The organism is Cupriavidus sp. 05T42 (assembly GCF_056396345.1).
This window is the reverse complement of record NZ_JBFTLH010000004.1, coordinates 349,728-374,905: the sequence shown is the minus strand read 5'-3', so window position 1 is coordinate 374,905 and position 25,178 is coordinate 349,728. Positions and strand designations below refer to the sequence as shown.

Below are 25,178 nucleotides of genomic sequence, written 5' to 3'. Positions count from 1 at the left end.
CGTCATCGTCCCCCGGCCTCCCCGCGCTCCGACACCACCCCCGCCACCAGCAGCACCTGCGCCAGCGCGTAGGTCCACCAGATGCCGAGTTGGTAGGTATCGAACGGGGACAGGAACCTGGCCATGCCGATCATCGCGTCCGAGGCGACGAAGCACAGCGCGCCCAGCGCGGCGAGCGGCGTTGGCAACTGCGCCAACAGCGCCGCGCAGGCCATGGCCGCCAGCGCGCCGATGTAGACCGTGACCGGCAGCGCCATCTCGCCAAGATTGGGCCAGAAGCGGCCGAGCAGCGCGCCCGCCGCACCGATCACCAGCCCGCAGCCCAGCAGTCGCTGCGGCCGGAGATCACGCGCCATCGGCACGAACAGGCGCAGGTAGGCCAGGTGCGCCAGCAGGAAGGCGCCGAGCCCGCCGAGGAACGAGATCTTCAAGCCCGGCAGCGCGAGCAGGAAATCGCCGATCGCCGAGAACACGAGCGCCACTACCAGCCAGCGGCGCTCGCCAAGCGGGCGATGGAACCATGCGGCGCGCGCCAGCATGATCGCCATCGCCGTCTTCCACGCCGGCTGGTAGGCGATCTGGCCGGTCAGCGGCGTGCCGGGCGGTAACTCCATCGACGCCTGGAGCAGCAGCACGCCATAGACCACGGCGGCCAGCGTGCCCGCGATCCACCACTCGCGCACGCGCGGCGGCATCCGCATCGCGAGCCAGCTCATGGGCGCGCTCCCACGGTCACCTTGGCGTTGGGGGCGGCGCCGAACACGTCGGGTGCGTAGAGCGCCTCCACGCGCGTGGGCGGCAGCGCGAACTCGCCGGCGTTGTTGAGCCGCACCGTGTACTCCACCGCCACGTTGCCCTTGGGCAAGTAGCCGAAGTACTCGCGGTACGACTCGGGCGTGCGTTCGGTGAAGGTCGCCGACGACTTCTTCTCGCCGCTCGTGGCGATCTGCGAATCGCGGCCCAGCCCGCTGCCGAGGATGGTGGCGCCGGTCGGCACCGGATCATTCACCACGACCCAGGTCATGTCCGCCTGCGCGTCCACTTCGAGCCGCACGCGATAGGAGTCGCCGCGCGACCACTTGCCCGCCACGGCCTGCTCCACCGGTGTCACGGTGCGCTTGATGCGATACCCCGCCGCCACCGGATCGCGCAGCGGCACGGCGGCCATCGCCCGCACCGTGGCCCAGGGACGGCCCGAGCCCTGCTGCTCGACCTGCAAGGTGCCAGTCGTGCCGGCAGCGGGCCACGGCAGTTCCACCGCGCCGCTCGCCACGCCATCCTTCTTGGTCGCGCCCGACCAGTCGAACGTGCGCGAGGCATCGCCCAGCGTCACGCGCGCGCCGCCGGCCACCGGTGTCTTCTCAAACGCCTGCGCGTAGCGCTGCACGGCCAGCACGCCCCAGGCGTTGGCCGTGGTGGTGCCCCACGCGCCGCGCGTCTGGCGGCCCAGCAGGCCGGTCACCAGTTGCGGCACATCATCTTTCCAGCCCGGCAGTTGCGTGGCCAGCGCCAGCAGCTTGGCGGCGTTGACGTCGCCGTTGGCCATCAGCCACCACCAGTCGTCGCTGCGCTCGGTCGAGAACACCAGCCGCGTGCCCTGCACCGTGAGCCGGCTGCGCAGCAGTTGCTGGGCTTCGGCGAGGCGTTTTTCATGCTCGGGGATGTCCGTCACGCGCGAGAGCAGCGCCAGCCAGTCGATCAGCGCCGAGGTGGGCCACTGCGCGGGCAGGATCTGGACGCTGCCGAGCATGCGCGCCTGGGCGTGGCCGGTGCGCGAGAGTGCCTCGAGCGCGGCCAGCTTGCGTACGTCGAGGTCCATCGACGCGGATGCCGGCGCCCAGCGCGGCGGCGTGATGCGCCCTTCGACGAACGACGTCAGCCCACGCTCCATCTGCGCGCGCTGCGCCTCGGGGAGGCGCATCGGCAGACCGGCCCGTGCGGCCTCATCGGCCACGGACAGCAGGTAGGCCGTCAGCACCTCGCTGCCCGCGCTCGCATCGCTCTGCAGCGGGAAGTAGGCGGCCAGGCCGTTGCTGTCGAGGTAGGACGGCAGTTGCGCCATCAGTGCATCCCACGCCGCCGTGTCGCCCAGGCCGAGCGACTTCGACGTGCGCTGTTCGAGGCAGCTATAGGGATAGTGGCGGAACCACTCGCGTACGCCAGGCATCCCGCCCGCCAGCGACGACTGCATCGTCACCTGCATGCCGCCGCGCAGCTTGCCGGACGGATCGGTCAGCGCGCCGGCCGGGGCCTGCACCGGCACCGAGACCGTCGGCGTCATTTGCGCCAGCATCGCCTGCTGCGCGGTGACGGGCACCGCCGGGACGATCTGCTGCGAGAGCTTGAGCCGGTCGGCCGCATTGCTACCGCCCTTCTCGGTCGCCGCCACCTCCCACATTGCCGTGCCGCTGCGGCTGTAGGCCAGCAGCGCCGGCGCGGTCACGTCCCAGCCAATCTCGCGCGAGGCGCCGGCCGCCAACTCCACGGTCTGCGCCGGCAGCGTCTGGGCATCGACGAGCGTGGCGCGCGCGGTGGCCTCCACAGTCATCGCCCGTTGCGTGGTGTTGCGCAGCGTGAACATGGCGCGATACTTGTCGTCCTCGCGCACCAGCAGCGGCAGGCCCGAAATCATCTGCAGATCCTGCGTGGCGGCGACGGTGGCGCTGCCGGACCCGAAACGGCCCACGCCGAGGTCGGCCACGGCGACGATGCGGAAGCTCGTCAGCGAGTCGTTGAGCGGCACGTCGAGCGTGGCACGCCCTTCGGCGTCGAGCTGCACGCGCGGGTTCCACAGCAGCAGCGTGTCGAACAGTTCGCGCGTCGGACTCTTGCCCCCGCCGCCGCCGGCCGGCACGGCCTTGCGGCCGTAATGGCGCCTGCCGATGATCTCCATCTGCGCGGTCGAGGTCTCMACGCCATAGCTGCGCCGTTGCAGCATCGCGTCGAGCAGGTTCCAGCTCGTGTTCGGCATCAGTTCGAGCAGCGCCTGGTCCACGGCGGCCAGCGCCACCTCGCCGTTGGCGGCGGGCTTGCCGTCGGGCAGCTTCACCTGCACCACCACGCGCGCCTTGCCGCGCACCGGGTAGGTGGCCTTGTCCGGCGTCACGGTCACGTCGAGCCGATGGGCTTCATTGCCGACGCGGATCTCGGCCAGCCCGAGCCGGAACGCCGGCTTGGACAGGTCCACCAGCGGCGATGGCGCCACGTAGTCGCGCCCCTCGCTGCGGAACGCGCGCCACCAGTCCACCGGCTGGCGCCAGCCCCAGGTGAAGAACGAGTACCACGGCACGTCGCGGAGGCGCCCGCGCACGCTCAACACAGACACATAGACGTTCGGCCCCCATTCCGGCTTCACCTTGAGCCGCACCGTGGGATCGGTGCCGTTCAGCTCCACCACCTGCGTTTCGAGAATGCCTTCCCGTTCGATGGCGACCAGCGCCGTGGCATGGCGGAACGGCATGCGCACCTGAAACACGGCGGTATCGCCGGGCGCGTAGGCGCGCTTCTCCGGCAGCACGTCCATGCGGTCGTGGTTCTCGCCGCCGAACCAGAGTTCGCCCTGGCGTGTGACCCAGACCGTGGTGGAAGCCTGCGAGACACGTCCGTCCGTATCGCGCGCACTGGCGATCAGCTCCACCTGCCCCGCCTGCGCCAGCGACACGTCGCAGCGCATGCGGCMCTGCGCATCGGTGCGCGACTCGCACACCACGCCCAGGTCCTTGCTCTCGGTACGGTTGTCATAGCGATAGAAGCCGCCAACCACGCGCTGGCGGGCAGACGTGGTGATGCGCGCGCGCGCCTTCACCTGCACCGGCGTATCAGCCACCGGCTTGCCCTGGGTGTCGAGCACCACGCCCTGTACCGACAGCTTCTGGCTCACCGATACCCAGTTGGCCGCGCGGATGCCCGCCACCACGGCGGCCGGCCACACCGGCACGGTCTGGCGCAGCGTCTGGATCTCGCCATTCGGGTCGGCAAAGCCGGCCTCCAGCACGAGGTCGCCCGGCGTGGTGATCTTCGGCATGTCCTTGACCGTGACCTTGCCGTTGCCGTCCTTGTCCAGCGTGACGGGCAGCTTGTCGGCGACGAGCTTCTCGCGGCTTTCGCCGGATGTGTCCTCGCTGTCTTCGTCATCGACGGTGGCCTTCTCGTCCTGCGCGCGCGGCGGCTGGAACGAGAATTCGTCGAAATCGGCGAAGTTGACCGGCTTCTCGCGCAGCAGCGCCGACAGGCGCACCGGCAGGCCGGCCGCGCCGCCGCCGTTCAGATAGTGGATTTCCACGCCGACCGGCACCTCGCCCGGCGCGACCAGCGCGTTGCCCTTGGCTTTCGGGTCCTTGGCCGTGCTCAGCGTACCGGACAGTACCGGCAGGCGGAATGCTTCGACGCGGAAGCTGCCGCCGTCGAGCGTGCGGCCATCGACATAGACCAGCCCCACGGTGTAGACGCCCAGCTTGGCTGCCTGCGGGATCTGGAAGGTGCTCTCGGCGCTGCGCCCGCCCGTGGCCGTGGTACGCCAGGCCAGCGGCAGTTCATAGGTCTGGCCGCTGCCGTCATGCGTGACGACGGCCTTCTCCGGCATCGATACCGGCAGCGCAAAGCCCTGCGCCGTCTCGCTGCGCAGCAGGTGCTTCATCGACACCGTCTCGCCCAGCCGCAGCAGCGTGCGGTCGAAGATGGTGTGCGCGCGCACGGTCTGCTTCGGGCTCATGTCGGTGGGCACGTTGAAGCGCCACGTCTCGATGCCACGGTTCCAGTTCGACATCACGAAGGCCATGTCGGCCTTGCCGCGCGCCTTCGGGTGGTCGGCGGCGATCCGTGCGGAGACGAAGTAACCCTCCATGCCGTTGCCGCAGTCCTGGTAGCGCTGGTCCGGCAGCTTGGCGAAGCGGGCGACGCCGGTGGCGTCGGTGGTGCCTTCGCCCAGCAGGGCGCCCTCGCAGCTACGCACCGCGATGCGGGCGTTGGCGACGGGCTTGCCGTCGTCGAGGCCGGTCACCCAGGCCAGTCCGCTCATCTCGCCCTCGGCAGTGCCGCGCGCGAGCTTGAAATGGACGCCGAGGTTGGTCACCAGCGCCGCCGTGCGCACGTACATCGGCTCGGACTTGCCGAGCAGCGCGGCGCCCAGCATCGGCGAGGCAATCTCCACCACGTGGAAGCCCGGCTCGGGCAGCGGAATGCCGACGACCTCGAAGGGTCGGGGCGAGGTGTCCGACGATTTCGGAATCGCCAACGTCTGCGCGCCCGCCACGCCGCGCAGCAATGGCACCGCGCGCGTCTCGATGGCCGGGGCGTCGCGCGGGCTCTTGGCCCGGTACGGCGGCTGGCCGGCACGGATCGCGTCGATCTGTTCCTTGGTCCACGTGTTCTCGTGCATGCGCTTGACCATGCCGAACCAACGCAGGATGGCCGTGTCGTCATCGACCTTGAGCCGCGCCACAGTGCCCGCCTGGGCGCGCACGGACGTGGCGGGCAGGTCGGCCTCCACGTTGCGCAGCGTCACGGGCAGCAGCGGCGGATAGTCGGCCGGGGACTTGCCGCGCGGCACATCGGCGAAACGTTCCACCACGCCGAACGGCGCGGCGGCGAACTTGGCCAGCGGCGGCAGCGCGCCGGTGGTCAGCTTGATCGGGAACAGGTCCGCATTGGTCAGCGGGCGGCCGCTGTCGTCCTTGATGTCGCGCGGGGCCTCGATGGTCAGGCTGGCGCGCTCCGGGAACGGCGCGGTGAAGCGGACCGACTCCACCGGGGCGTCCGGCGGCGTGTCCGGGTCGAAGGCCGGCGCGCGCGGGCCGGACGGGGTTTTCAGGACGATGTGCTCGGCCACCTTGCGCGGAATCGGGGCGGTGAAGGTCACCGTCATCGGCCGCAGCGGGGTGCAGGGCGCCTCGGCCCGTTCGCGCTCACAGGTGAAGCCGGCGGCGAAGGCTTCGCGCACCGTGTAGTCGAAGCGGCGCGGCGCCGTGGTGGCAATGCCGGAGGGTGTGGCGATGCCCGCATCGAGCACGAGCTGCATCMGCGCGCCGGCGGGCAGCTTCTGCTGGCAGGCCAGCAGGTGCACCGCCTCCCCTTCCCGCTTGACGATCTCGTTCCAGCCGACCGCCGCAATCACGTCCGTGCGTTCCTTGCCGGCCAGCAGCCGTACCGGAATGCGCTCGCCCAGGCCCTCGGCCTGGCACCACGCGTGTTCGCGGATCGACCCGGCCGTGGCCGCGCCGTTAAAGCGCAGCACGAAGACCTGGTCTTCCTCCACCTCTCCGCCGGAAGGCCGGGCCGATACCACCGTGGGCCCACCGGTCTCGAACCGGTATTCCGGCTTGCCCGCGTAGGCCTTGCCAGCCACGCTCTTGAGCCCGCCGGCAATGCGCACCGTGCAGCGCATGCCGGGCGGCAGGTCACGCTCGAAGTCGAATACCCAGTTGGTGGCGTTGACCCAGCGCCCGCTACCGGCCGCCGCACCGCCGGTGCAGGACACCGCCGCGGGTGGCGCGGCGTTGAGGTCGCCCATCGGCACCATCGGCTCGTCGAACCGGATGGCCACCTGGCGCACCTGGGGCACCACCCCTTCGGGCGAGAAACGCGCGATCTGCGCCGCGTGCGCATCGCCGGCGCCGGCCCACAGCGCCAGTCCCGCGCCCAGCACGGCCAGCCTCCCAAACGTGGTGGCGTACCCGCCGCTGCGACCCGAGGTGACAATCGTCCCCATCATCCTTTCCTTGTTGGATTTGGCTCGGGGCGAGGGTGACATGCGCGGATGGCAAGCGCAAGCCTCTGCACATTTTGGATTTTGTGTATGGCTGATTCAGCGCAAATGTGACAGCGGCAGCGGTCCTTCGCGCTTCAGGGCGGTCAGCACGATGTTGGACCGCACGCTCTCCACGCCGGGCACGCGCATCAGGCGCTTCATGGTGAATTCGGCCAGCGTTGGCAGGTCCGGCACCACCACGCGGACAAGGTAATCGGCCTCGCCGGCGACCGAGTAGCACTCCTGCACCTCTTCCAGCAGCAGGATTTCCTCGCGGAAGCGTTCGATGATGGTGTCGCCGTGGTGGGCCAGTTTCACACTAATAAATACCAGCACGCCCAGACCCAGCGCTTGTGGCGAAAGATTCACACGGTAGCCGGTAATCACGCCATCGGCCTCGAGCTTGGCCAGCCGGCGGCCGACCTGGCTGGGCGAGAGGTGCACCCGTTCGGCCAGTTGCTGGTGGGTAGAGCGGCCGTCGGCCTGCAGGGCGGTCAGCAGGGCGAGGTCGTAGGGGTCGAGGCTGGCAGTGTTCATGGCACGCAGAAAATCCGCATCCAGGATCTGAAAGATGCAGGTTACCTGCATGCGCCGACGAAACCAAGCCGTTTATGCGGCCTGAATGCACGTCCACACGCCTACACTGTGCATAAATTCCGCATCGCTGGAGACACACAGATGAACGCCACCCCGGACACCACGGCCGACTTTGCCGGCACGATGACCGCCAAGCTCAGGGAACAATTCGAAGCCGGCCTGCTGTCCGGCGAGGAACTGCGTCCCGACTTCACCATCGCCCAGCCGGTGCACCGCTACACCAGCACCGACCACGCCATCTGGCGCAAGCTCTACGACCGCCAGGCCTCGATGCTGCAAGGCCGGGTCTGCGACGAGTTCCTGCAAGGGCTGGGCACGCTGGGCATGGAGCGCGACCGCGTGCCCGAGTTCGACCAGCTCAACGAGACGCTGATGCGCGCCACGGGCTGGCAGGTGGTGGCCGTGCCGGGCCTGGTGCCGGACGAGGTGTTCTTCGAGCACCTGGCCAACCGCCGCTTCCCGGCGAGCTGGTGGATGCGCAAGCCCGAGCAGCTGGACTACCTCCAGGAGCCGGACTGCTTCCACGACGTGTTCGGCCATGTGCCGCTGCTGATCAACCMGATCTTCGCCGACTACATGGAGGCGTACGGCAAGGGTGGCTTGAAGGCGGCCAAGCTCGGCGCGCTGGACATGCTCGCGCGCCTGTACTGGTACACCGTGGAATTCGGCCTGATCCAGACCCCGGCCGGGCTGCGCATCTTTGGCGCGGGCATCCTGTCCAGCCAGGGCGAATCGATCTACAGTCTGGATTCGGACAGCCCGAACCGGATCGGCTTCGACCTGCACCGCATCATGCGCACGCGGTACCGGATCGACACCTTCCAGAAGACCTACTTCGTGATCGACAGCTTCGAACAGCTGTTCGACGCCACGCGGCCGGACTTCTCGGACCTGTACCCGCAACTGCGCGCGCTGCCGACGCTGGGCGCCGGCGATGTCGCCGAGGGCGACCGTGTGCTGAACATCGGCACCCGCGAGGGCTGGGCCGACAGCAACGACATCTGACGACGACAGCCGAGCCGCAGAACATTMATAACACCGAGGCCATCATGACCCCTCTTTCGCAAGACGCCCGCGCCAGCCTGCTGGCCGGGCTACCCGGCTGGACCCCGGTCCAGGACCGCGATGCCATTCACAAATCCTTCAAGTTCGCCGATTTCAACGCGGCGTTCGGCTTCATGACGCGCGTGGCGCTGCATGCCGACAAGGTCGATCACCATCCCGAATGGTTCAACGTCTACAACCGCGTGGACATCACCCTGTCCACCCACGACGCCAACGGCCTGACCCAGCGCGATATCGACCTGGCGCGTTTCATCGAGCAGGCTTTCAGCGGCCCGCCGGCGCGTTGAAGTCGCGCTATAGATAACTGTCGCCAGCTGAAGGGCAACTGAAAGGCAGCGCGCAAGGCTGCCCTGTACAATCGGCGGCATTGCCCCACAACGCCGCCGAGCCCCCTGCCATGCGTATCCTGCTGATCGAGGACGACCGTCAAATCGCCAGTGGCGTGGAGGCGGGCCTGACCCGTGCCGGCCATCAGGTACGCGTGGTCCATGACGGCGTGTATGCCACGGATCACCTGCTGCGCGAGCAGCACGACCTCGTCATCCTCGACCTGGGCCTGCCCGGCATCGACGGCATGACGCTGCTGGCCCGCTACCGCGCCCGCAACCGCACCACGCCGGTCATCATCCTGACCGCCCGCGACGAACTCGAAGACAAGCTCTCCGGCCTCAACGCCGGCGCCGACGACTACCTCGTCAAGCCCTTCGCGCTGCCCGAGCTGGAAGCGCGCGTGCGCGTGCTGCTGCGCMGCAGCCAGCATGGCGAGGCCGCGCCCGAGCGCGACGTGCGCCTGGGCCGCCTGCGCCTGTCCGGCAACGACCGCCGCATGTTCGTCGACGGCAAGCCGCTGGAGCTGTCGCCGCGCGAGTTCGCCGTGCTGGAACTGCTGCTCCAGCGCCAGGGCCGCGTGGTGAGCAAGGCGCAGATGCAGGACCACCTGGCCACCTTCGCCCATCCGGCTGGCGAGGGCGGCGATACCGTCGGCGACACCGCCATCGAGGTCTACGTGCACCGCGTGCGCAAGAAGCTCGAGGAAGCGGATGTCGAGATCGTCACCGTGCGGGGCTTCGGCTACCTGCTCCAGATTCGTGGCGGACACTGACTCTCCCTCCCCCTCGCGTTCGCGGCTGGTCCGCGCTTCGAACCCGAGCCTGCGTGTCCACCTGCTGCGCGCGCTGGCCACGCCGCTGTTCGCGCTGGTGCTGGTCAGCGGCTCGCTCTCCTACTGGCTCGCGGCGCACTACACCACCCAGGTCTTCGACCGCGCGCTGTATGGCGTGGCGAACAACATCGCCCAGCAGATCCGCATCGCCGGGCCGCGCCTCGATCAAGATATTCCGATGATTGCCCAGACGCTGGTCGAGGCCGAAGGCTCCGACCGCATCTACTGGCGTATCCACKGCCCGGACGGGCTGATCGGCGGCATGGACACCTGGCTCGGCTACGGCACGGGCCAGACCACGCTCCACGACGCACGGCTGTTCTACGCGTGGTTCAGCGGTCGCCAGGTACGCGCCGTGCGGCTGCCGGTGACGCTGCCGAGCCCCGCCTCGGACGAATTCGGCACGAGTGGCGAGGGCACGCTGTCGCGCGGGCCGATCGTCGTGGAAGTCGCTGAACTGCTAGACCGCCGCGAGACGGCGGCGAACGAGATCCTGCTGTCGGTGTCGGTGCCGCTGATCCTGCTGCTGCTGGTGGGCAGCCTGATCCTGTCGCACGTGCTCAAGGAGGAACTGGTGCCGCTCCAGATCCTGACCGACAAGCTGAACCGCCAGACCGCCCGCTCGCTGGCCGCGCTGGACGAAACCCAGGTGCCGGCCGAAGTCGAACCGTTGATCCGCGGCCTGAACGCGCTGCTGGCGCGCCTGCGCGATGCGCTGGACGCCCAGCGCAAGTTCATCGCCGATGCCGCGCACCAGCTACGCACGCCGCTGACCGCCGTGAAGCTCCATGCGGACCGCGCGCTCGATGCCGATTCCCCCGATGTGGCCCGCCACGCGCTGCGCGAGGTGCAGACCGCTGCCGACCGCGCGGTGCGGCTGTCGAACCAGCTGCTGTCGCTGGCGCGGGCCGAGCCGGGGCTGTCGCTGGAGCGGCTGGGGCCGGTGGAACATTTCGACCTGGCCGAACTGGCTTTCGAGATTGGCGCGGAATGGGTGCCGCAGGCGCTGGCCCGCCGCGTGGACCTGGGTTTCGAGATCCTGCCTGGCCCCACCTTCACCGGCAGCGCGCCGGCCACGGTGCGCGGCAACCGGCTGCTGATGCGCGAGGCGCTCTCGAACCTGATCGACAATGCCGTGAAATACGTGCCGGCCGGCGGGCGCATCACGGTGCGCGCGGGTGGCGAGACCATGGGCCATCGCGGCATGGCCGTGGTGATGGTGGAAGACAACGGCCCGGGCATTGCGCCAGCGCGGCGCGAGGAAGTCTTCAAGCGCTTCTTCCGGGGCGATCACACACCCGGCGCCCAGGCGGTGCAGCAGGCCGCGCCGAGCGGCGCCGGCCTGGGGCTGGCCATCGTGCATGAAATCGTCTCGCTGCACCAGGGCACCATCCGTATCGAGGACGTGCCCGCGCCCTCCCCGGCGCCTGTGCCGGCGCCGTCCGCGCTGTCAGCCGTGGTGGCTGGCCACGGGGATCACGGCGACCATGGGGAGCAGCGCGACCCGGCACCCCGGCGCGCGTCGATGCGGTTCGTGATCCGCATCCCCTGCGAGGCGCCCGGCACGGCTGCCGGCTGACTTCTTCCGACTGCTTACTTCCGTTCCTTCGGGGCCAGCATCGTGCCCCGGCAGTTCGGGCTGCCGCAGCGGCACTCGTATTCCTTCTTCAGCTTCTTGGTATAGCGCGCGTCTATTACCAAACCATAGTCATAGAACAGCTCTTCGCCCTGGGCGATGTCGCGCAGCGCGTGGATGAACACGCGCCCCTTCTTCTCACGTGCCTCGCAGTTCGGCTCGCAGGCATGGTTGATCCAGCGCGCGCGGTTGCCGCCGAACTTGGCGTCGATCACGTCGCCGTCGTCCAGGCTGAAGTAGAAGGTGTGGTTCGGGTCGGCCGGATCATGCGGATGGCGCTTGAGCGCTTCTTTCCACGAGATGTGCTCGCCCTTGTATTCGATCACGCGCTCGCCCTCGGCGATATTGCCGATCGCGTATACGCCCTTGCCGTGCACGCCTGACTGGCGCACCTCGATGCGGTCGCTGGCGCTCTTCTTCTTGCCCGCCTTCTTTGCCTTGCCTTGTTCCGACATGTCGCTGTTTCCCCGTCAAACCGATGACTGCCGGTCCACTCCGGCGCGCCCCGGATGATACCTGCCAACCATGTCGGCGCGACACCCCTTTTCGCCTCCTGTATACCGTCATGCATGTGGATAAACCGGCCAAAATCTGTGGATAAGCGCGCGGGTTTGGTGTGGGCGGCAAGGGGGTGACATGGGGATGGCGCAGGAACAAGTCGACGAGGTATACCTCCCATCCTCCTCCAGACGGCTGAGTCATCCACGCCGGCCAACAACCGCTCCCTGTGCTTTCGGTATACGTAAACATCTGATCCGATTGACGTATACGTGGTTATCCACAGAAACGGTCGCCCTCTATTGACTACTACTATTCGTATACATAAAAGAAAGATGTAAACCGAAAGCACGAGAGCCGGCAGCGCAGCGAGGTATACGTCCGAACCCCTCCGACTTTGGGAGGAAGGCCGTTTTGGACGTCGATGAAAAATTGAGCAGGTCCCGTTTTTCGCGTATACCGGCACGCGGGCACGCCAGAAGCCCCTCAGGCGCTTTTGGCCGCGTATACGTCCCCAACCCTCTGTCAGCCGCGTATACGCCTCTCAAGGGCTCTCAGCGCTTCCAGGCCCCTTCCGCGTGACGCGTATACCGCTTCCCAATCGCCCTCAGCCCCCCTGCTGCCAAGGCCTGGCAATGGCTGGCGTAACAATCTGTTCCCGGTGCGCCTTCCCCGACACGGTATGATGTGGCCCGCGGCGTCTTTGCCGGTGCGGGTTCCAGCGGAGCCGGCGCGGCCAGGACGTCAGTGTTTTTTCAACTCGAGACGGAGTGAAGCATGACGAAAACCGAACTGATCGACGCGATTGCAGCTGGCGTGGACGGTCTGACCAAGGCCAAGGCGGAACAGGCACTCAACGTGACGCTCACCGCGATCATGGACGCCGTGGCCAAGGGCGATACCCTGAGCCTGATCGGCTTTGGCACCTTCAGCCAGGGCGAGCGTGGCGAGCGCATGGCGCGCAACCCGCGTACCGGCGAGGAAATCAAGGTGGAAGCCGCCAAGACCGTGAAGTTCAAGGCGGGCCAGAAGTTCAAGGACGCCGTCAACCAGTGATGCTTGCGGGCCGATGAATCAGCCCGGTTTGCAAGACCCCGCCGTGCCGCCACCGGATGCCGTCTCCGGCGCAGGTGCGCGCCAGGCGGGGGACGTTATCCACAACAGGTTTCCCGCCGCCGTGCGCGGCAAACCGCACAGCTGCACCGTGCCGTCAGACGGCGGCCGCAATCCTCTTCAAAATGGCGTCCGGACGTGGCCAGCACTAGGATTCTCGGGCGTCGCCATCCGTGGCCTCGCCATGCCGTCCAGCCCGCTCGCACCCAGATTTCCACAGCGTTATACACAGCGCTTTCCACACAAGGCTCCACAGCTTTCTCCACAGGCACTGACTCGGCGTTTTCTGAGTCTGGTAGCACTCGCCGTGCTATGTGGTTGCACCGCCGCGCCGCCGCGCACGGCACGTCCGCAGGCCGTGCCCTTGCCCGACCTGGAGCGCGTGGCCACCACGCCCGGCGCCACGCCGCGTGAGCGCATTGTCGAGATCGCCATGCAGGAGTGGCGCAAGTGGGGCAGCCAGACCATGCGCATCGGCCGCGACGATGGCGCCTGTGTGACGCACAGTCCCCTGCCCGCCCCGGTGGCAGTCGAATCGTTCGCCCCCCTCGCCCCGCAAGGCGCCCAGTCGGCGGACGATGAATCGGACGAGAACGGGAATGCAACGGATTGCATACGTTTTCCCGATGGCACGGGCATGGAAGCCACCGCGCAAGGCTGCCGGATGGCCCAGCGCTACTGGGGCATCGTGGGCGAGGCGCCGGATTGCCGCCAGGTGACGCAAGGCGGGTGGGCGTGGTCGGCCGTGTTCATTTCGTGGGTGATGCGCAAGGCTGGGCTCAACAACGACCAGTTCCTGACCGGTCAGTCCCATGCGATGTATGTGGTCGATGCCCGGGATGGCAAGCTGCCGCGTCCCGCCTTCCATATCGAGCCGATGCCGGCGCTGCCGCGCCCTGGCGATGTCATCTGCGCGCCGCGCGGACGTGACAAGTACCTCGAGAACCTGTCGGAGATCGGCTTCGGCACCACGCCGATGCACTGCGACATCGTCGTGGCCGTGGACCCCGCTGCGCGCGTGGTGCGGGCCATCGGCGGCAATGTGCAGCAGTCGGTGACGATGAGCGAGATCGACCTCAACGATGCCGGCCAGCTCGACGCCTTCACCAACTCGCACATGCCGTGGCTACTGGTGATGCGGAACGATTTGCAGTGACGGGACGAATCGAGTGGGCTGAAATTTCCGCTCGATCATCTATCCGAAGAATGATTACCAGCGGCGGTTGAGCTGCACGCCGAAGATCGAGCCGCTGGTMTGGGTCGCCCAGGCTTCGGCGGGCGTGGCGAAGGTGATGCCGTCGACGTCGCTGGCGCGGCTGTAGGTGTAGAACGCGCGTAGGTTGGCGTTGCCGGTGGACTTGCCGAGCGTGAAGGTCGGCGCCACGGTCAGCGCGGTGCGCTGGCCACCCACGCCAAACCCGGACGAGATCTGGTCGTGCGCGACTTCGAAGTTGAGCCGGAACTGGTCGTTGGCCACATAGGCCGGACGGAAGCGCGTGGCCGCCCATTGCAGCGTGCCGACCGGCGAGCGGTCCAGCTGCAGGCTCGATTCCACCGAGCCGCCGATGCCCGAGCGGCCCTTCCACTCCATCGATTCCGCCACGCGCACGCGTGACAGCGAAGCGCCCATGCCCGTGTAGCCGGTCATGGCCGCGCGCGACCCCTGCCCGTACTGCACGCCCAGCCGGTTGGTGCCCATCAGCACGTTCTTCTGCTCGTGCATGGCGGAGGCCCACCAGGCGCTGCCGGTGTCTTCCATGGCCGAGAGCGGCTCCACGCGCGTGAAACCCAACTGGACGTTGCCCTTGTCATTGGTGTCGATCGGGGCGCTGCGCAGGCTGTGATAGCTGGGCAGATGGGCGCCGTTCAGATCGTTACGTGCGGTGTATTGATAACTGAGTCCGAAATCGCCCAGTTTGGCGTTATCCACCCCGAATCGCATCGAGGGCGAGTTGGGCGGCAGCAGGCCGGACGACATCAGGAACGGATTGCTCTCGCGGCGGCCGGCCCAGACGCTGGCGCCATCGAGCACGGATACACCCGAGAGCCCGGTGACAGAGGTATAGAACTGCGGCACCAGTGCGTAGGGGTCCACGGCGGCGGCGTTGCCGTTGACCGAGGTGGCGTTGGTACCCCGGGCCTGGGCCACGAGCTGGACCTGGGTGCCGCCGCCGATGTCGGCCAGCGATTCGCGGATCTTGACCTCGCCAGTGCTGGTGCAGGCCAGCCCGCCACCGAGCCCGACCGACGGCGTACCACCGCCCGGGCAGGCGCGCTGCGTGCTGGCGCGGTCCTCGACCGCTGCACGGCCGCTGTAACCCATGCGCCATACCGTATCGCCGGCGAGATCCTCGGCCGGCAACTGCGAGCGGAGCACCGGAGTTGCATCCGAGACCGTACCCGCTTCAGCGCTGTCGACTTGATCACCGCCGTTTGTGCCATCAGCGGCACTGGCGCGTGCCGGCTGGACGGGCTGAGCCGGCTGCGCGGGGAATTCACCCAGCCGCTGCGGGAAGAGGACCAATGGCGGTGGCGGAGGCGGCGGGGCTGCGGCCGACTCGGGCGGACCGACGAAGTCGGGGTCCACGGGGTTCTCCGCCGCGACGGTTGCCATGGTTTCGGATGGTGCCGCATTCGCCGCATTCGCCGCATTCGCCGCACTCGCCGTATTCGCCACAGCCGCATCGGCAGACTTGCTCGTACCCGGGACGACGGTCGGCTGGATCAGGTCGTACAGCGGGTCCGTCGCCGGCGCGGCAGCCGCCACGGGCGCAGCGGTAGGTACGCTCGCTGGGGCCGAAGTCGACGCCATGGCCGTCGGCGGCACAGTGCTGGCCGAAATTTGTGGCGGTGTCGCCACCTGACTGCCCGTTTGCGCGCAGGCGACCATGCCCCAAGCAGCCATGACGGCAAACGTGAGACGGCGGGAACGCAGGCGAGCGAATCGGGGTACTGGCAGCAGCATGGGAAACAGTGACGGCGCGCGGCGCGCCGGATGGGGGCTCCGTTTTTTAACAGGCGAACTTTTTGACCGCAAGACGGGTTACAAAATCCATCAAACCGTGCGGCATCTCACATTGCGAAAAGATCACCTCGCGCCACCTTGCCAGTCTCCCCGTAAACCGTTGCAGAAGTGCGAATCCCTAGCGAAAACCCGCAGTCGGGAGTGTGGTCGTGCGCAAAACGCCACCGCTATAATCGACCGGCTGTTTTGGACTTGTCCTATGGGTGGGGCAGCCAGCGCACATATATCTATAAGAGGAGATGTCATGGAACGTCGTTCCTTCCTGTTGAAAGCATCGGCTGTGGCCGCTACCGGGGCCCTGGCCGCGTGCGGCAAGGAAGACAAACCCGCCGCGCCCGCGGCGTCGGCGAGCGCACCGGGCGCGCCGGCCGTGATCGGCAGCAACCCGGCGGTGGAATGGCGCCTGGCATCGAGCTTCCCGAAGTCGCTGGACACCATCTACGGCGCCGCCGAGCTACTGTCCCAGCGCGTGAAGGAGCTGACCGACGGCAAGTTCAACATCAAGGTGTTCGCCGCCGGTGAAGTGGTGCCGGGCCTGCAGGTGCTGGACGCCGTGCAGAACCAGACCGTGCAGATCGGCCACACGGCCGGCTACTACTACTTCGGCAAGAATCCGACGCTGTGCTTCGACACCACCGTCCCGTTCGGCCTGACCGCGCGCCAGCAGACCGCGTGGATGATGCAGGGCAACGGCATGAAGCTGATGCGCGAGTTCTTCAAGGAATATAACGTCGTCAACTTCATGGGCGGCAACACCAATGCCCAGATGGGCGGCTGGTTCCGCAAGGAAATCAAGACCGTGGCGGACCTGCAGGGCCTGAAGTACCGCATCGCCGGGTTTGCCGGCGTGGTGCTGCAGCGCCTGGGCGTGGTGCCGCAGCAGATTGCCGGTGGCGATATCTACCCGGCGCTGGAAAAGGGCACCATCGATGCGGCCGAGTGGGTCGGCCCGTATGACGACGAGAAGCTCGGCTTCTACAAGGTGGCGCCGTACTACTACTACCCGGGCTGGTGGGAAGGCAGCGCCCAGCTGTCGTTCTACGCCTCCGCACCGGAGTTCGAGAAGCTGCCGGCGCAGTACAAGCGCGCGCTGGAAACGGCCACCATCGAGGCCCACACCAACATGATGGCCAAGTACGACGCCGTGAACCCGCAGGCGCTGGCCCGTCTGCTGGAGAATGGCGTGAAGCTGCGCCCGTTCTCGAAGGAGATCATGGAGGCATGCTTCAAGGCCACGCAGGACGCGTACGCCGAGGAAACCGCCAAGAACCCGTCGTTCAAGAAGATCTATGACGACTGGCGCGTGTTCCGCAACAACGAGGCCGCCTGGTTCAACGTGGCCGAGCAGGGCTTCGCGCAGTTCAGCTTCGCGCGCAAGCTGTAAGACATCGATGTGATTTGGATGTGATGTTGTCGCCTCTCCCGCCAGGGGGAGGCGAGTTCCAACGCCGATGACGGCGTCCCGGTAGAATCCGCGCACCTACCGGATACTCCCATGCAACTCGGCATCTTCTACGCGCTGCTCGCGTACGTCATCTGGGGCCTGCTGCCCCTCTATATCAAATCCCTCCACGGCGTGGCGCCGCTCGAGATCCTGCTGCACCGGATGGTGTGGTCGCTGGTCTTTTTGGGCGCGATCCTGCTCTGGCGGCGGCATTTCGGCTGGCTGCGCGAGGTGGCGGGAAATCCTCGCCTGATCCTCGGCTTCGCGGCGAGCGCCGCCCTGCTCTGCGCCAACTGGTTCCTCTATATCTGGGCGGTGTCGGCCGACCGGGTGGTCGATGCGAGCCTGGGCTACTTCATCAATCCGCTGTTCAGCGTGCTGCTGGGTGTGCTGTTCCTGCACGAGCGGCTGCGGCCGGGGCAGTGGCTGTCCATCGCCGTCGCGGCGGGGGGCGTGCTCTGGCTGACCATCAGCGCCGGGCAACTGCCGTGGATCGCGCTCGCGCTGGCGGCGTCGTTCGGCGGCTACGGGCTGCTGCGCAAGACCGGGGCGCTGGGCGCGCTGGAGGGGCTGTCGCTGGAGACGCTGCTGCTGTTTCCGATTGCGGCCACCGCGCTGGGCGTGCTCGTCTTCACCGGCCAGGACACCTTCCGGAGCGCAGCACCGGGTACGCAGATCTTGCTGCTGCTGGCCGGCCCGGTCACGGCGGTGCCGCTGCTGTTCTTCGCCGCCGGCGCGCGCCGGATTCCGCTTTCGCTGCTCGGCCTGCTCCAGTACACCGGCCCGACGCTCCAGCTGCTGCTCGGCATCTGGCTGTGGCACGAGCCGTTCCCGGCCCAGAAGCAACTCGGCTATGCACTGATCTGGGTGTCGCTGCTGATCTACGCGATGGAAGGGGTGTGGGTTTCCCGCCGCAATTCCGTTAAGTCTATCAGCGCGACAAATGAAGCATAAGTTTGGATCGATTAATCGATTCATCCCGGGAATGATGGATTAACACCGGCTCGGCATGCGAGGGCCGACGCACTATACTGTACGTTTATACAGTACCGACGACGCGCACGCCCCCTTCGCCATGTCCACCCCCGTCCGGCGCATCGCCCACCTCGACATGGACGCCTTCTATGCGTCCGTCGAACTGCTCCGTTATCCCGACCTGCGCGGCCAGGCCGTTGTCATCGGCGGCGGCCGCAATGCCATCCCGGAGACGCTGCCCGATGGCTCGCGCCGCTATGCCCGCCTGCGCGACTACGTCGGACGTGGCGTCGTCACCACTTCCACTTACGAAGCCCGCGCGCTGGGCGTGTTCTCGGCGATGGGCATGATGAAGGCGGCCAAGCTGGCGCCGGACGCCATCCTGCTGCCGACCGATTTCGACGCCTATCGCCGCTACTCGGGCCTGTTCAAGGCCGCCGTGCGCACCTTCACCGAGCAGGTGGAAGACCGGGGCATCGACGAGATCTATATCGATCTGACCGAGGTGCCCGGCGAGCCGGCCGAGGTAGCCGCKCGCATCAAGGCKGCCGTGAGCGAGGCCACTGGCCTGACCTGCTCGATCTGCGTGGCGCCCAACAAGCTGCTGGCGAAGATCGGGTCCGAACTCGACAAGCCGGACGGCCTGACCCTGCTCACCCCCGCCGACATCGCCCACCGTATCTGGCCGCTCGCGGCGCGCAAGGTCAACGGCATCGGGCCGAAGGCGGCCGAGAAGCTGGCCGGCATCGGCATCGACACCGTGGGCGACCTGGCCGAGGCCGACCAGGGCGTGCTCCAGACCCATTTCGGCCGCAACTACGCGAGCTGGCTGATCGAGGTGGCGCATGGGCGTGATGACCGCCCGGTGGTGGTCAGTTCCGAGCCCAAGTCGATGAGCCGCGAAACCACCTTTGAGCGCGACCTGCACCCGCGCGTGGACCGCCCGCTCCTATCGGAATCGTTCACCAAGCTCTGCATGCGCGTGGGCGAGGACCTGCGCCGCAAGGGCTACGTGGGCCGCACGGTGGGCATCAAGCTGCGCTTTGACGATTTCCGCACGGTCACGCGCGACCTGACCATGCCGGCCCATACCGCCGATGGCGCGGCGATCCGGCGCAGCGCCACGGAATGCCTGAAGCGGATACCGCTCGAGCGGCGCATCCGGCTGCTCGGCGTGCGCGTGAGCKCCCTGATCCCGGCGGACGAACAGGGCGACGACCCGGCGCCCGTGCAGGAGGAGTTCCGCTTCGAGGATGAGCGGCCGGATGCCTGACGCGGCACCGGAATGACCCCTCCGACGCATCTATCTATCTCCMGCTAGAATCGGCGGCTTCGAGCACCAAGGCCGTCCCCATGACCACCACCGCCACAGAGCGCGCCGCTGAGCCCGCCACCTGGATCACGCCGCTGCTGGCCACGGCCTGCGGCATGATCGTCGCCAATCTCTATTACGCCCAGCCGCTGGTCGGCCCGATCGCCCGGTCGCTGCAACTCTCGCCCGAGATTGCCGGGCTGATCGTCACGCTGATCCAGATGGGCTACTGCGCGGGGCTGGTGCTGCTGGTGCCGCTCGGGGATCTGGTCGAGAACCGCAAGCTGGTCCTGACGCTGATTGGCGGCTGTGCCGTGGCGCTCATGGCGGCGGCCCTGGCCACTCACGCCAGCGTGTTCCTGATCGCGGGCTGCGCCATCGGCCTATGCTCGGTGGCGGTGCAGGTGCTGGTGCCGTTCGCGGCGCACCTCGCCCCGGACCATATCCGGGGCCGCGTGGTCGGCAACGTCACCAGCGGGCTACTGATGGGGATCATGCTGGCGCGGCCGGTGTCGAGCCTGATGGCCGGCCTGACGGGCGGCTGGCACACCATCTTCGCGGTCTCGGCCGTAGCCATGGTGCTGCTGGCGCTGGTGCTGGCGCGCAAGCTGCCGCGCCGCCAGCCCGCGCGGGGCGTGACCTACGGCCAGATGCTGGCGTCGATGGCGCACCTGCTCCGTACCCAGCCCGTGCTGCGCCGGCGCGCGCTGTACCAGGCCAGCATGTTCGGCGTGTTCAGCCTGTTCTGGACCACCATCCCGCTCTATCTGGCCGGGCCTGCGTTCCACATGTCGCAGACCGGCATCGCCGTGTTCGCGCTGGTCGGCGTGGCCGGCGCCATCGCCGCGCCGATGGCCGGCCGCTACGCGGACCGGGGCCACAGCCGCCAGATGACCGCCATCGCGCTGGCCATCGGCGCCGGGTCGTTCCTGTTGAGCCGGGTGGGCGTGGAGGGGTCGATGACCTCGCTCCTGGCGCTGACCGTGGCGGCCATCCTGCTCGACTTCGGCGTATCGGCGAACCTTGTGGTCGGCCAGCGCGCCATTTTCACGCTCTCGGCCGAGCACCGCAGCCGGCTGAACGGCCTGTACATGGCGATCTTCTTCGTCGGCGGCGCCACCGGCTCGTGGCTGGGCGCCTGGGCCTTCGCGCGCGGCGGCTGGCCGCTGGCGAGCTGGATCGGCTTCGCGCTGCCGGCGCTCGCCCTGCTCTACTTCCGGACCGACCGGCACTAAGCGCGGGGCGCCACCCCCTCCCGAAGTCCCGTTTGCTGCACTACACTGGCCGAGCGTTGTCCTTCATCGTCACAGTTTCGTTGCAGTGCCCGCTCAGGCGGGACTTGCCCGGAGGCCCCCGATGCCATGGCGCAAACTGGTGCCGCAACCGCGATGGTTACCGCGCGCGGCGGTCATGCGCCCGCAGCGAGTCGTGATCTGGTGTTTCAGCCTCGTGCTGGCGCTGACGCTCGCCGTTGGCCTGCGAGACCTCTACACGCTGCGCGAGCGCGTGATTGCCAGCCATCAGCACAATCTCGCGCTGCGCGCGATGGGGCTGGAGGCCGCCGTGTCGTCGGAGCGCTTCCGGCTGTCGTTCGTGCGCGACTACGCGCGGCAGCTGATGCGGATGGAGGCCGTGCAAGCCCGTGGCGTCTCGGACCCCGTCCTCGATCGGGCCTTCGCCGCGCGCGACGAGCCGATCTGGCAGATGGAAGTCCCGCTCGGCGATGCGCCCCTGATCGGCGTGTCACCGCAGGCCCTGGCCGGCCTGCCCGGCTTCGAGCGCCACGTGGGCGACCTGCGCGCCGACCTCTTCGCCGCGCGCCAGCTCAGCCATGTGCTGGGGCTGACCATGGGCGTGGACGAGATCCGCAATTCGGTCACGTTCATCTCGAGTAACGGCTTCTTCGTGACCTATCCCCCGGTGCCGGCCGACAAGGCACCCGCGTTGCTGCAGCGCTTTGCGAGCATGCCCTACTACCGCGATCTCCTGCCCGACCGCAATCCGGGCCAGGACCTGCGCTGGGCGCCGCCCTATCGCCAGTTCGAAAGCACCGAGCTGCGCACCACGCTGAGCGTGCCGATCTATGTGGAGTCGCGCTTTCGCGGCGTGGTGGCGGTGGATGTCTCGCTGAAGCATATCCAGGCGCTGCTCGGCGCACCGAGCGACGACTCCCCGGCCCTGAACCGCTACMTGATGGACAGCGCCGGCCGACTGATCGCGGCCTACCATGACCATCTGAGCACGGACCTGCGCTGGCCCGACGTGCTGGGCGACACCTGGCGCGACGTGGGACCGCAGACGCTGTTCGCCACCGACGGCCCCGGCATGCGCAAGGGCGATGGCGGCTACCTGTTCTACCAGCGGCTGGGCACCGGGCAGTGGATGCTGCTGGAGGCGGTCTCGACCGCCCAACTCTACGGCGAGGTTTTCTCGCGCATCAGCAAGCCGCTGCTGCCGGTCTGGATCGCGCTGCCGCTGCTGATGTGGATCTCGGTGAGGCTGGTATCGCTGCTGTTCAGCTACTACCTCGCGCTGGGCGACAAGCTCCAGAAACTGGCCGAGCGCGATCCGCTGACGGACCTCGCCAACCGGCGTCATTTCGGCGACCAGTTCGCGCAGGCGGCGGCGCGGCGCGCGCGCGACGGCAGCGCGCTGTCGATGCTGATGCTCGACATCGACTATTTCAAGAAGGTGAATGATCGATGGGGCCATGCCAGCGGCGACCACGTGCTCCAGCGGCTGGCCACGGCGTTGCGGGAAAATATGCGTGCGGTGGATACGCCGGCCCGCCTGGGTGGTGAGGAATTCGCCGTGTTGATGCCCGGCGCCACGCTGGCCGAGGCCAGGGTCAGTGCCGAACGGCTGCGCGTGGCGCTGGCCGCGATGCCGGTGGAGCCCGCCCCGGACGCGCCCACGTCAGCGACGCAGGGCGACCCCGGAGCGCGCATCCGCTTCACGGTGTCGATAGGCGTGGCCGAAGCCGGGAGCGACGGGGGCCAGACACTCGATGCCATGTTGGCGACGGCCGACCGCCGTCTTTATGCCGCCAAGGCAATGGGGCGAAACCGGGTTTGCGCGGAGGATGCGCGGGCCGGCAATGCAGAGGCACCGCCGGTTGCGGGGTGAGGTGCAGGCAGGTCATGACGGCGTCCCCGGTCAGCGCAGCAGGAAGGCGATGTCCTCGACGGCAATCACCGAAACCGGGATGCCCTTGCGGCGCTGGAACAGGATGTGTTGCTGCACGCGGCTGCGCTGCTCCGCGAACACGGCCGGGTCCACCGGCGTGCCGCTGCGCGCGTAGTGCTGCACCAGCAGCTTGTAGGCGCGATGGCGGATCTGGAGCGTCTCGTTCTCGGCGCGCAGCCGCTGCCATTCGGTGGGGCTGAGGTCGAGCGTGTGGTTGAGTTCGTCGAGCGTACGCGCGTGAAGGTCGCGGTAGAGATCGCGCTCGGCTTCGGCGCGATGCAGCTCGTCGCGCAGCGCCATGATCTTGTGCTGGAGCTTCAGTGTCTGCCCCACCGCCGCCTGCATGCCCTTGGCGGCCTCGAGCGCCTGGCTTGCCGCCGCCATGGTGCTCTTCCACAGTCCACGGTCGGTACCCGCGGCCGTATCCAGCTCCGGCGGCCACACGTCGGCAGCCTTGATCGTCGTATCCATTGTTGACCCCAGTTGACACCCATCAGGCCCGTCGCCTCGTTGTGCGCGGGTCCCTTTTTCATCGTTTGTCCGTCGCCTGTTCCGCACTGCAACGTGCGGCAGGCAACTGTGGTCAATCGTAGTGATATGTCTGACGTCAGCCAAGTCAAAGATGTTTAGATCAGACTTCCTCGCACTTGTCTGTGGCGAAAACCATGCAGTGGGTAGTGCGTGTGCCGTCCGGCGCGTGTCGGCGGGGCCAGACAAAGCAGACAACCCCCACGTAAACCCCATGCGAATTCCTGTCGGTTTGACAGGCTTTTGACAGTTACCGACCTCTAGAATCCAGCCCACAGCTATCACTAGCTATCCATTCCAAAAAAAGACAGGAGACCGCGATGCCTCGCACGCTTGCCCGCTTTGCCCATGTCGTCCTCGCCGCCGCCACGCTGGCCGCGGCCCCGGCCTACGCCGTGGACAGCCTGAAGGTCATGATCGGCGCCAACCCCGGCGGCGGCTACGACCAGACCGGCCGCACGATCGGCGCGGCGATGATCGCGGCAGGCACCGCCAAGACCGCGTCCTATGACAACAAGGGCGGCGCCGGCGGCACCATCGGCCTGACCCAGTTCGTCAACACCGACAAGGGCAACCCCAACGCGCTGATCGTGACCGGCGCGGTGATGGTCGGTGCCATCGAGACCAACCATCCGCCCGTGACGCTGAAGAACGCCACGCCGATCGCCCGCCTGTATGCCGACACCATGGTCCTGACCGTGCCGGCCAGCTCGCCGCTGAAGTCCATCAAGGACCTGACCGCGCAGCTCAAGGCCAACCCGGGCAGCGTGAGCTGGGGTGGTGGCTCGAAGGGTTCGATCGACCACATCCTGGCCGGCCTGATCGCCAAGGACATCGGCGTGGATCCGAAAAAGATCAACTACGTGCCGTTCGCGGGCGGCGGCGAAGCCTCCGCGTCGATCATGGGCGGCCACGTGACCGTGGGCATTGCCGGCGTGTCCGAGTTCCTGCCCTTCATCAAGAGCGGCAAGATGCGCGCGCTGGCGGTGACCTCGAAGGACCGCACYGCCGACATCCCCACGCTCAAGGAGCAGGGCGTGAACGTGGAGATCTATAACTGGCGCGGCGTCTACGGCGCGCCGGGCATCACGCCCGAGCAGCGCAAGGCGATGATCGACGCCGTGGTCAAGGGCACCGAGAACAAGGTCTGGAAGGAAGCCCTGACGAAGAATGACTGGACGCCCTTCCTGCTGACCGGCGACGAGTTCGGCAAGTTCGTGGATGCCGAGTCGACCCGCCTGGGTGGCACGCTGCGCGAACTGGGCGTTGCCAAGTAAGTCCGGCGKATTCATCGCCAACTGCACGACTCKCCTCACCGCCCCACCCGCGCGCCCCAACAATAATCACAATCCTGTCACGCTCGTCGTGACCGCGCGGGTGGTGGCCATCCCTCCGGGAGCCCACCATGAAACCATCGCATGTCTCCATCGGCATCGCCGTCCTGGCGTTGTCCGCCTTCTTCCTGGCCGGCCTGTCCGGCATCTCGGGCGAGGAAGGCTACGCCGGCCTGTCGCCGCGCTTCGCGCCCACCCTGGTCGCCATCGGCCTGGCCGTGTGCGGCGCGCTGCTGACCTGGCAGGGCGTGCGCGGCGGCTTCCGCAATATGCCGGAGGAAGATGCCGAGTTGCCCGAGGCGCCACACAACTTCAAGGGCTTCCTGTGGGTAGCGGCGGGCCTGGTGCTGAACATGGCGCTGATCGGCACGCTCGGCTTCGTGCTGTCCTCCACGCTGATGATGGTCTGCGTGGCGCGCGGCTACGGCAGCCGCCGGCTGGTGCGCGATGCGCTGATCGGCCTGGGCCTGACGCTGCCGATGTGGGCGTTGTTTGAATTCTTGCTCGGCATCAACCTGCCGCTGCTGCCCCTTTTGTCGATCTCCGGCTTCTGAACCG

Annotated in this window: 19 protein-coding genes; 13 read left to right on the top strand and 6 right to left on the bottom strand. The window is 67.7% G+C overall.

All coding sequences use genetic code 11. The features are described from left to right. Positions 1-2: 2 nt before the first annotated feature. The 3 genes from AC1EJR_RS07835 to AC1EJR_RS07825 all read right to left on the bottom strand — a co-directional run bounded on the left by AC1EJR_RS07835 (position 3) and on the right by AC1EJR_RS07825 (position 7,282). Positions 3-716, bottom strand: a complete 714-nt coding sequence (locus tag AC1EJR_RS07835) for a lysoplasmalogenase (protein ID WP_092290940.1) — start codon at positions 714-716, stop codon at positions 3-5. Then, complete coding sequence (locus AC1EJR_RS07830; RefSeq protein ID WP_477146975.1) at positions 713-6,709, bottom strand: alpha-2-macroglobulin family protein; 5,997 nt, start codon at positions 6,707-6,709, stop codon at positions 713-715. Before AC1EJR_RS07830 ends, AC1EJR_RS07835 begins: the two co-directional genes overlap by 4 nt. A gap of 93 nt (positions 6,710-6,802) precedes the next feature. After that, a complete protein-coding gene (locus tag AC1EJR_RS07825) occupies positions 6,803-7,282 on the bottom strand; it encodes an Lrp/AsnC family transcriptional regulator (RefSeq protein ID WP_092292059.1) in 480 nt (159 codons plus the stop codon). Between the two features lie 141 nt (positions 7,283-7,423). Here AC1EJR_RS07825 and phhA point away from each other — a divergent pair, with 141 nt between their 5' ends. The 4 genes from phhA to AC1EJR_RS07805 all read left to right on the top strand — a co-directional run bounded on the left by phhA (position 7,424) and on the right by AC1EJR_RS07805 (position 11,148). After that, entirely contained in the window at positions 7,424-8,347 is a 924-nt protein-coding gene (phhA, locus tag AC1EJR_RS07820; protein ID WP_477146974.1) for a phenylalanine 4-monooxygenase, read from the top strand. A 23-nt stretch (positions 8,348-8,370) separates the two neighbouring features. Beyond that, the gene (locus AC1EJR_RS07815) at positions 8,371-8,694 is read left to right on the top strand and encodes a 4a-hydroxytetrahydrobiopterin dehydratase (RefSeq protein ID WP_477146982.1); all 324 of its coding nucleotides are present in this window, start codon (positions 8,371-8,373) and stop codon (positions 8,692-8,694) included. A 110-nt stretch (positions 8,695-8,804) separates the two neighbouring features. After that, positions 8,805-9,509 (top strand): response regulator transcription factor, encoded by a 705-nt coding sequence (locus tag AC1EJR_RS07810; protein ID WP_477146973.1) that lies wholly within the window; start codon positions 8,805-8,807, stop codon positions 9,507-9,509. Then, positions 9,448-11,148 carry a sensor histidine kinase gene (locus AC1EJR_RS07805; protein ID WP_477146972.1) on the top strand — a complete coding sequence of 567 codons (1,701 nt, stop codon included), beginning with the start codon at positions 9,448-9,450 and terminating at the stop codon, positions 11,146-11,148. Before AC1EJR_RS07810 ends, AC1EJR_RS07805 begins: the two co-directional genes overlap by 62 nt. Positions 11,149-11,162: 14 nt before the next feature. Here AC1EJR_RS07805 and AC1EJR_RS07800 read toward each other — a convergent pair whose 3' ends face one another. After that, a complete protein-coding gene (locus AC1EJR_RS07800) occupies positions 11,163-11,660 on the bottom strand; it encodes an SET domain-containing protein (RefSeq protein ID WP_092290953.1) in 498 nt (165 codons plus the stop codon). 820 nt (positions 11,661-12,480) lie between these two features. On the opposite strand from AC1EJR_RS07800, the gene AC1EJR_RS07795 reads away from it, so the two are divergent. Both AC1EJR_RS07795 and AC1EJR_RS07790 read left to right on the top strand, forming a co-directional pair. Further along, positions 12,481-12,759, top strand: coding sequence for an HU family DNA-binding protein (locus tag AC1EJR_RS07795; protein ID WP_092290955.1), 279 nt, complete (start codon positions 12,481-12,483; stop codon positions 12,757-12,759). Positions 12,760-13,000: 241 nt separating this feature from the next. Further along, on the top strand, positions 13,001-13,972 hold the full coding sequence (locus AC1EJR_RS07790) for a DUF2272 domain-containing protein (protein ID WP_477112785.1): 972 nt from the start codon (positions 13,001-13,003) through the stop codon (positions 13,970-13,972). A 54-nt stretch (positions 13,973-14,026) separates the two neighbouring features. On the opposite strand, the gene AC1EJR_RS07785 is transcribed toward AC1EJR_RS07790, so the two are convergent. Next, positions 14,027-15,781 (bottom strand): carbohydrate porin, encoded by a 1,755-nt coding sequence (locus AC1EJR_RS07785; RefSeq protein ID WP_477146971.1) that lies wholly within the window; start codon positions 15,779-15,781, stop codon positions 14,027-14,029. 304 nt (positions 15,782-16,085) lie between these two features. Between AC1EJR_RS07785 and AC1EJR_RS07780 the strand changes: the two genes are divergently transcribed. The 5 genes from AC1EJR_RS07780 (at position 16,086) to AC1EJR_RS07760 (ending at position 22,698) form a co-directional block, all read left to right on the top strand. Then, a complete protein-coding gene (locus tag AC1EJR_RS07780) occupies positions 16,086-17,225 on the top strand; it encodes a TRAP transporter substrate-binding protein (protein ID WP_092290961.1) in 1,140 nt (379 codons plus the stop codon). A 111-nt stretch (positions 17,226-17,336) separates the two neighbouring features. After that, complete coding sequence (gene rarD / locus AC1EJR_RS07775; RefSeq protein WP_092290963.1) at positions 17,337-18,239, top strand: EamA family transporter RarD; 903 nt, start codon at positions 17,337-17,339, stop codon at positions 18,237-18,239. A 121-nt stretch (positions 18,240-18,360) separates the two neighbouring features. Then, positions 18,361-19,533 (top strand): DNA polymerase IV, encoded by a 1,173-nt coding sequence (gene dinB / locus AC1EJR_RS07770; protein ID WP_477146970.1) that lies wholly within the window; start codon positions 18,361-18,363, stop codon positions 19,531-19,533. 80 nt (positions 19,534-19,613) lie between these two features. Continuing rightward, on the top strand, positions 19,614-20,807 hold the full coding sequence (locus AC1EJR_RS07765) for an MFS transporter (protein WP_441591598.1): 1,194 nt from the start codon (positions 19,614-19,616) through the stop codon (positions 20,805-20,807). Positions 20,808-20,928: 121 nt separating this feature from the next. Beyond that, positions 20,929-22,698, top strand: a complete 1,770-nt coding sequence (locus AC1EJR_RS07760) for a diguanylate cyclase (protein WP_477146969.1) — start codon at positions 20,929-20,931, stop codon at positions 22,696-22,698. Positions 22,699-22,728: 30 nt separating this feature from the next. On the opposite strand, the gene AC1EJR_RS07755 is transcribed toward AC1EJR_RS07760, so the two are convergent. Next, the gene (locus tag AC1EJR_RS07755) at positions 22,729-23,229 is read right to left on the bottom strand and encodes a hypothetical protein (protein WP_092290972.1); all 501 of its coding nucleotides are present in this window, start codon (positions 23,227-23,229) and stop codon (positions 22,729-22,731) included. 377 nt (positions 23,230-23,606) lie between these two features. Here AC1EJR_RS07755 and AC1EJR_RS07750 point away from each other — a divergent pair, with 377 nt between their 5' ends. Beyond that, positions 23,607-24,563 (top strand): Bug family tripartite tricarboxylate transporter substrate binding protein, encoded by a 957-nt coding sequence (locus tag AC1EJR_RS07750; protein ID WP_092290974.1) that lies wholly within the window; start codon positions 23,607-23,609, stop codon positions 24,561-24,563. Between the two features lie 128 nt (positions 24,564-24,691). Then, on the top strand, positions 24,692-25,174 hold the full coding sequence (locus AC1EJR_RS07745) for a tripartite tricarboxylate transporter TctB family protein (RefSeq protein ID WP_092290976.1): 483 nt from the start codon (positions 24,692-24,694) through the stop codon (positions 25,172-25,174). Positions 25,175-25,178 lie beyond the last annotated feature (4 nt).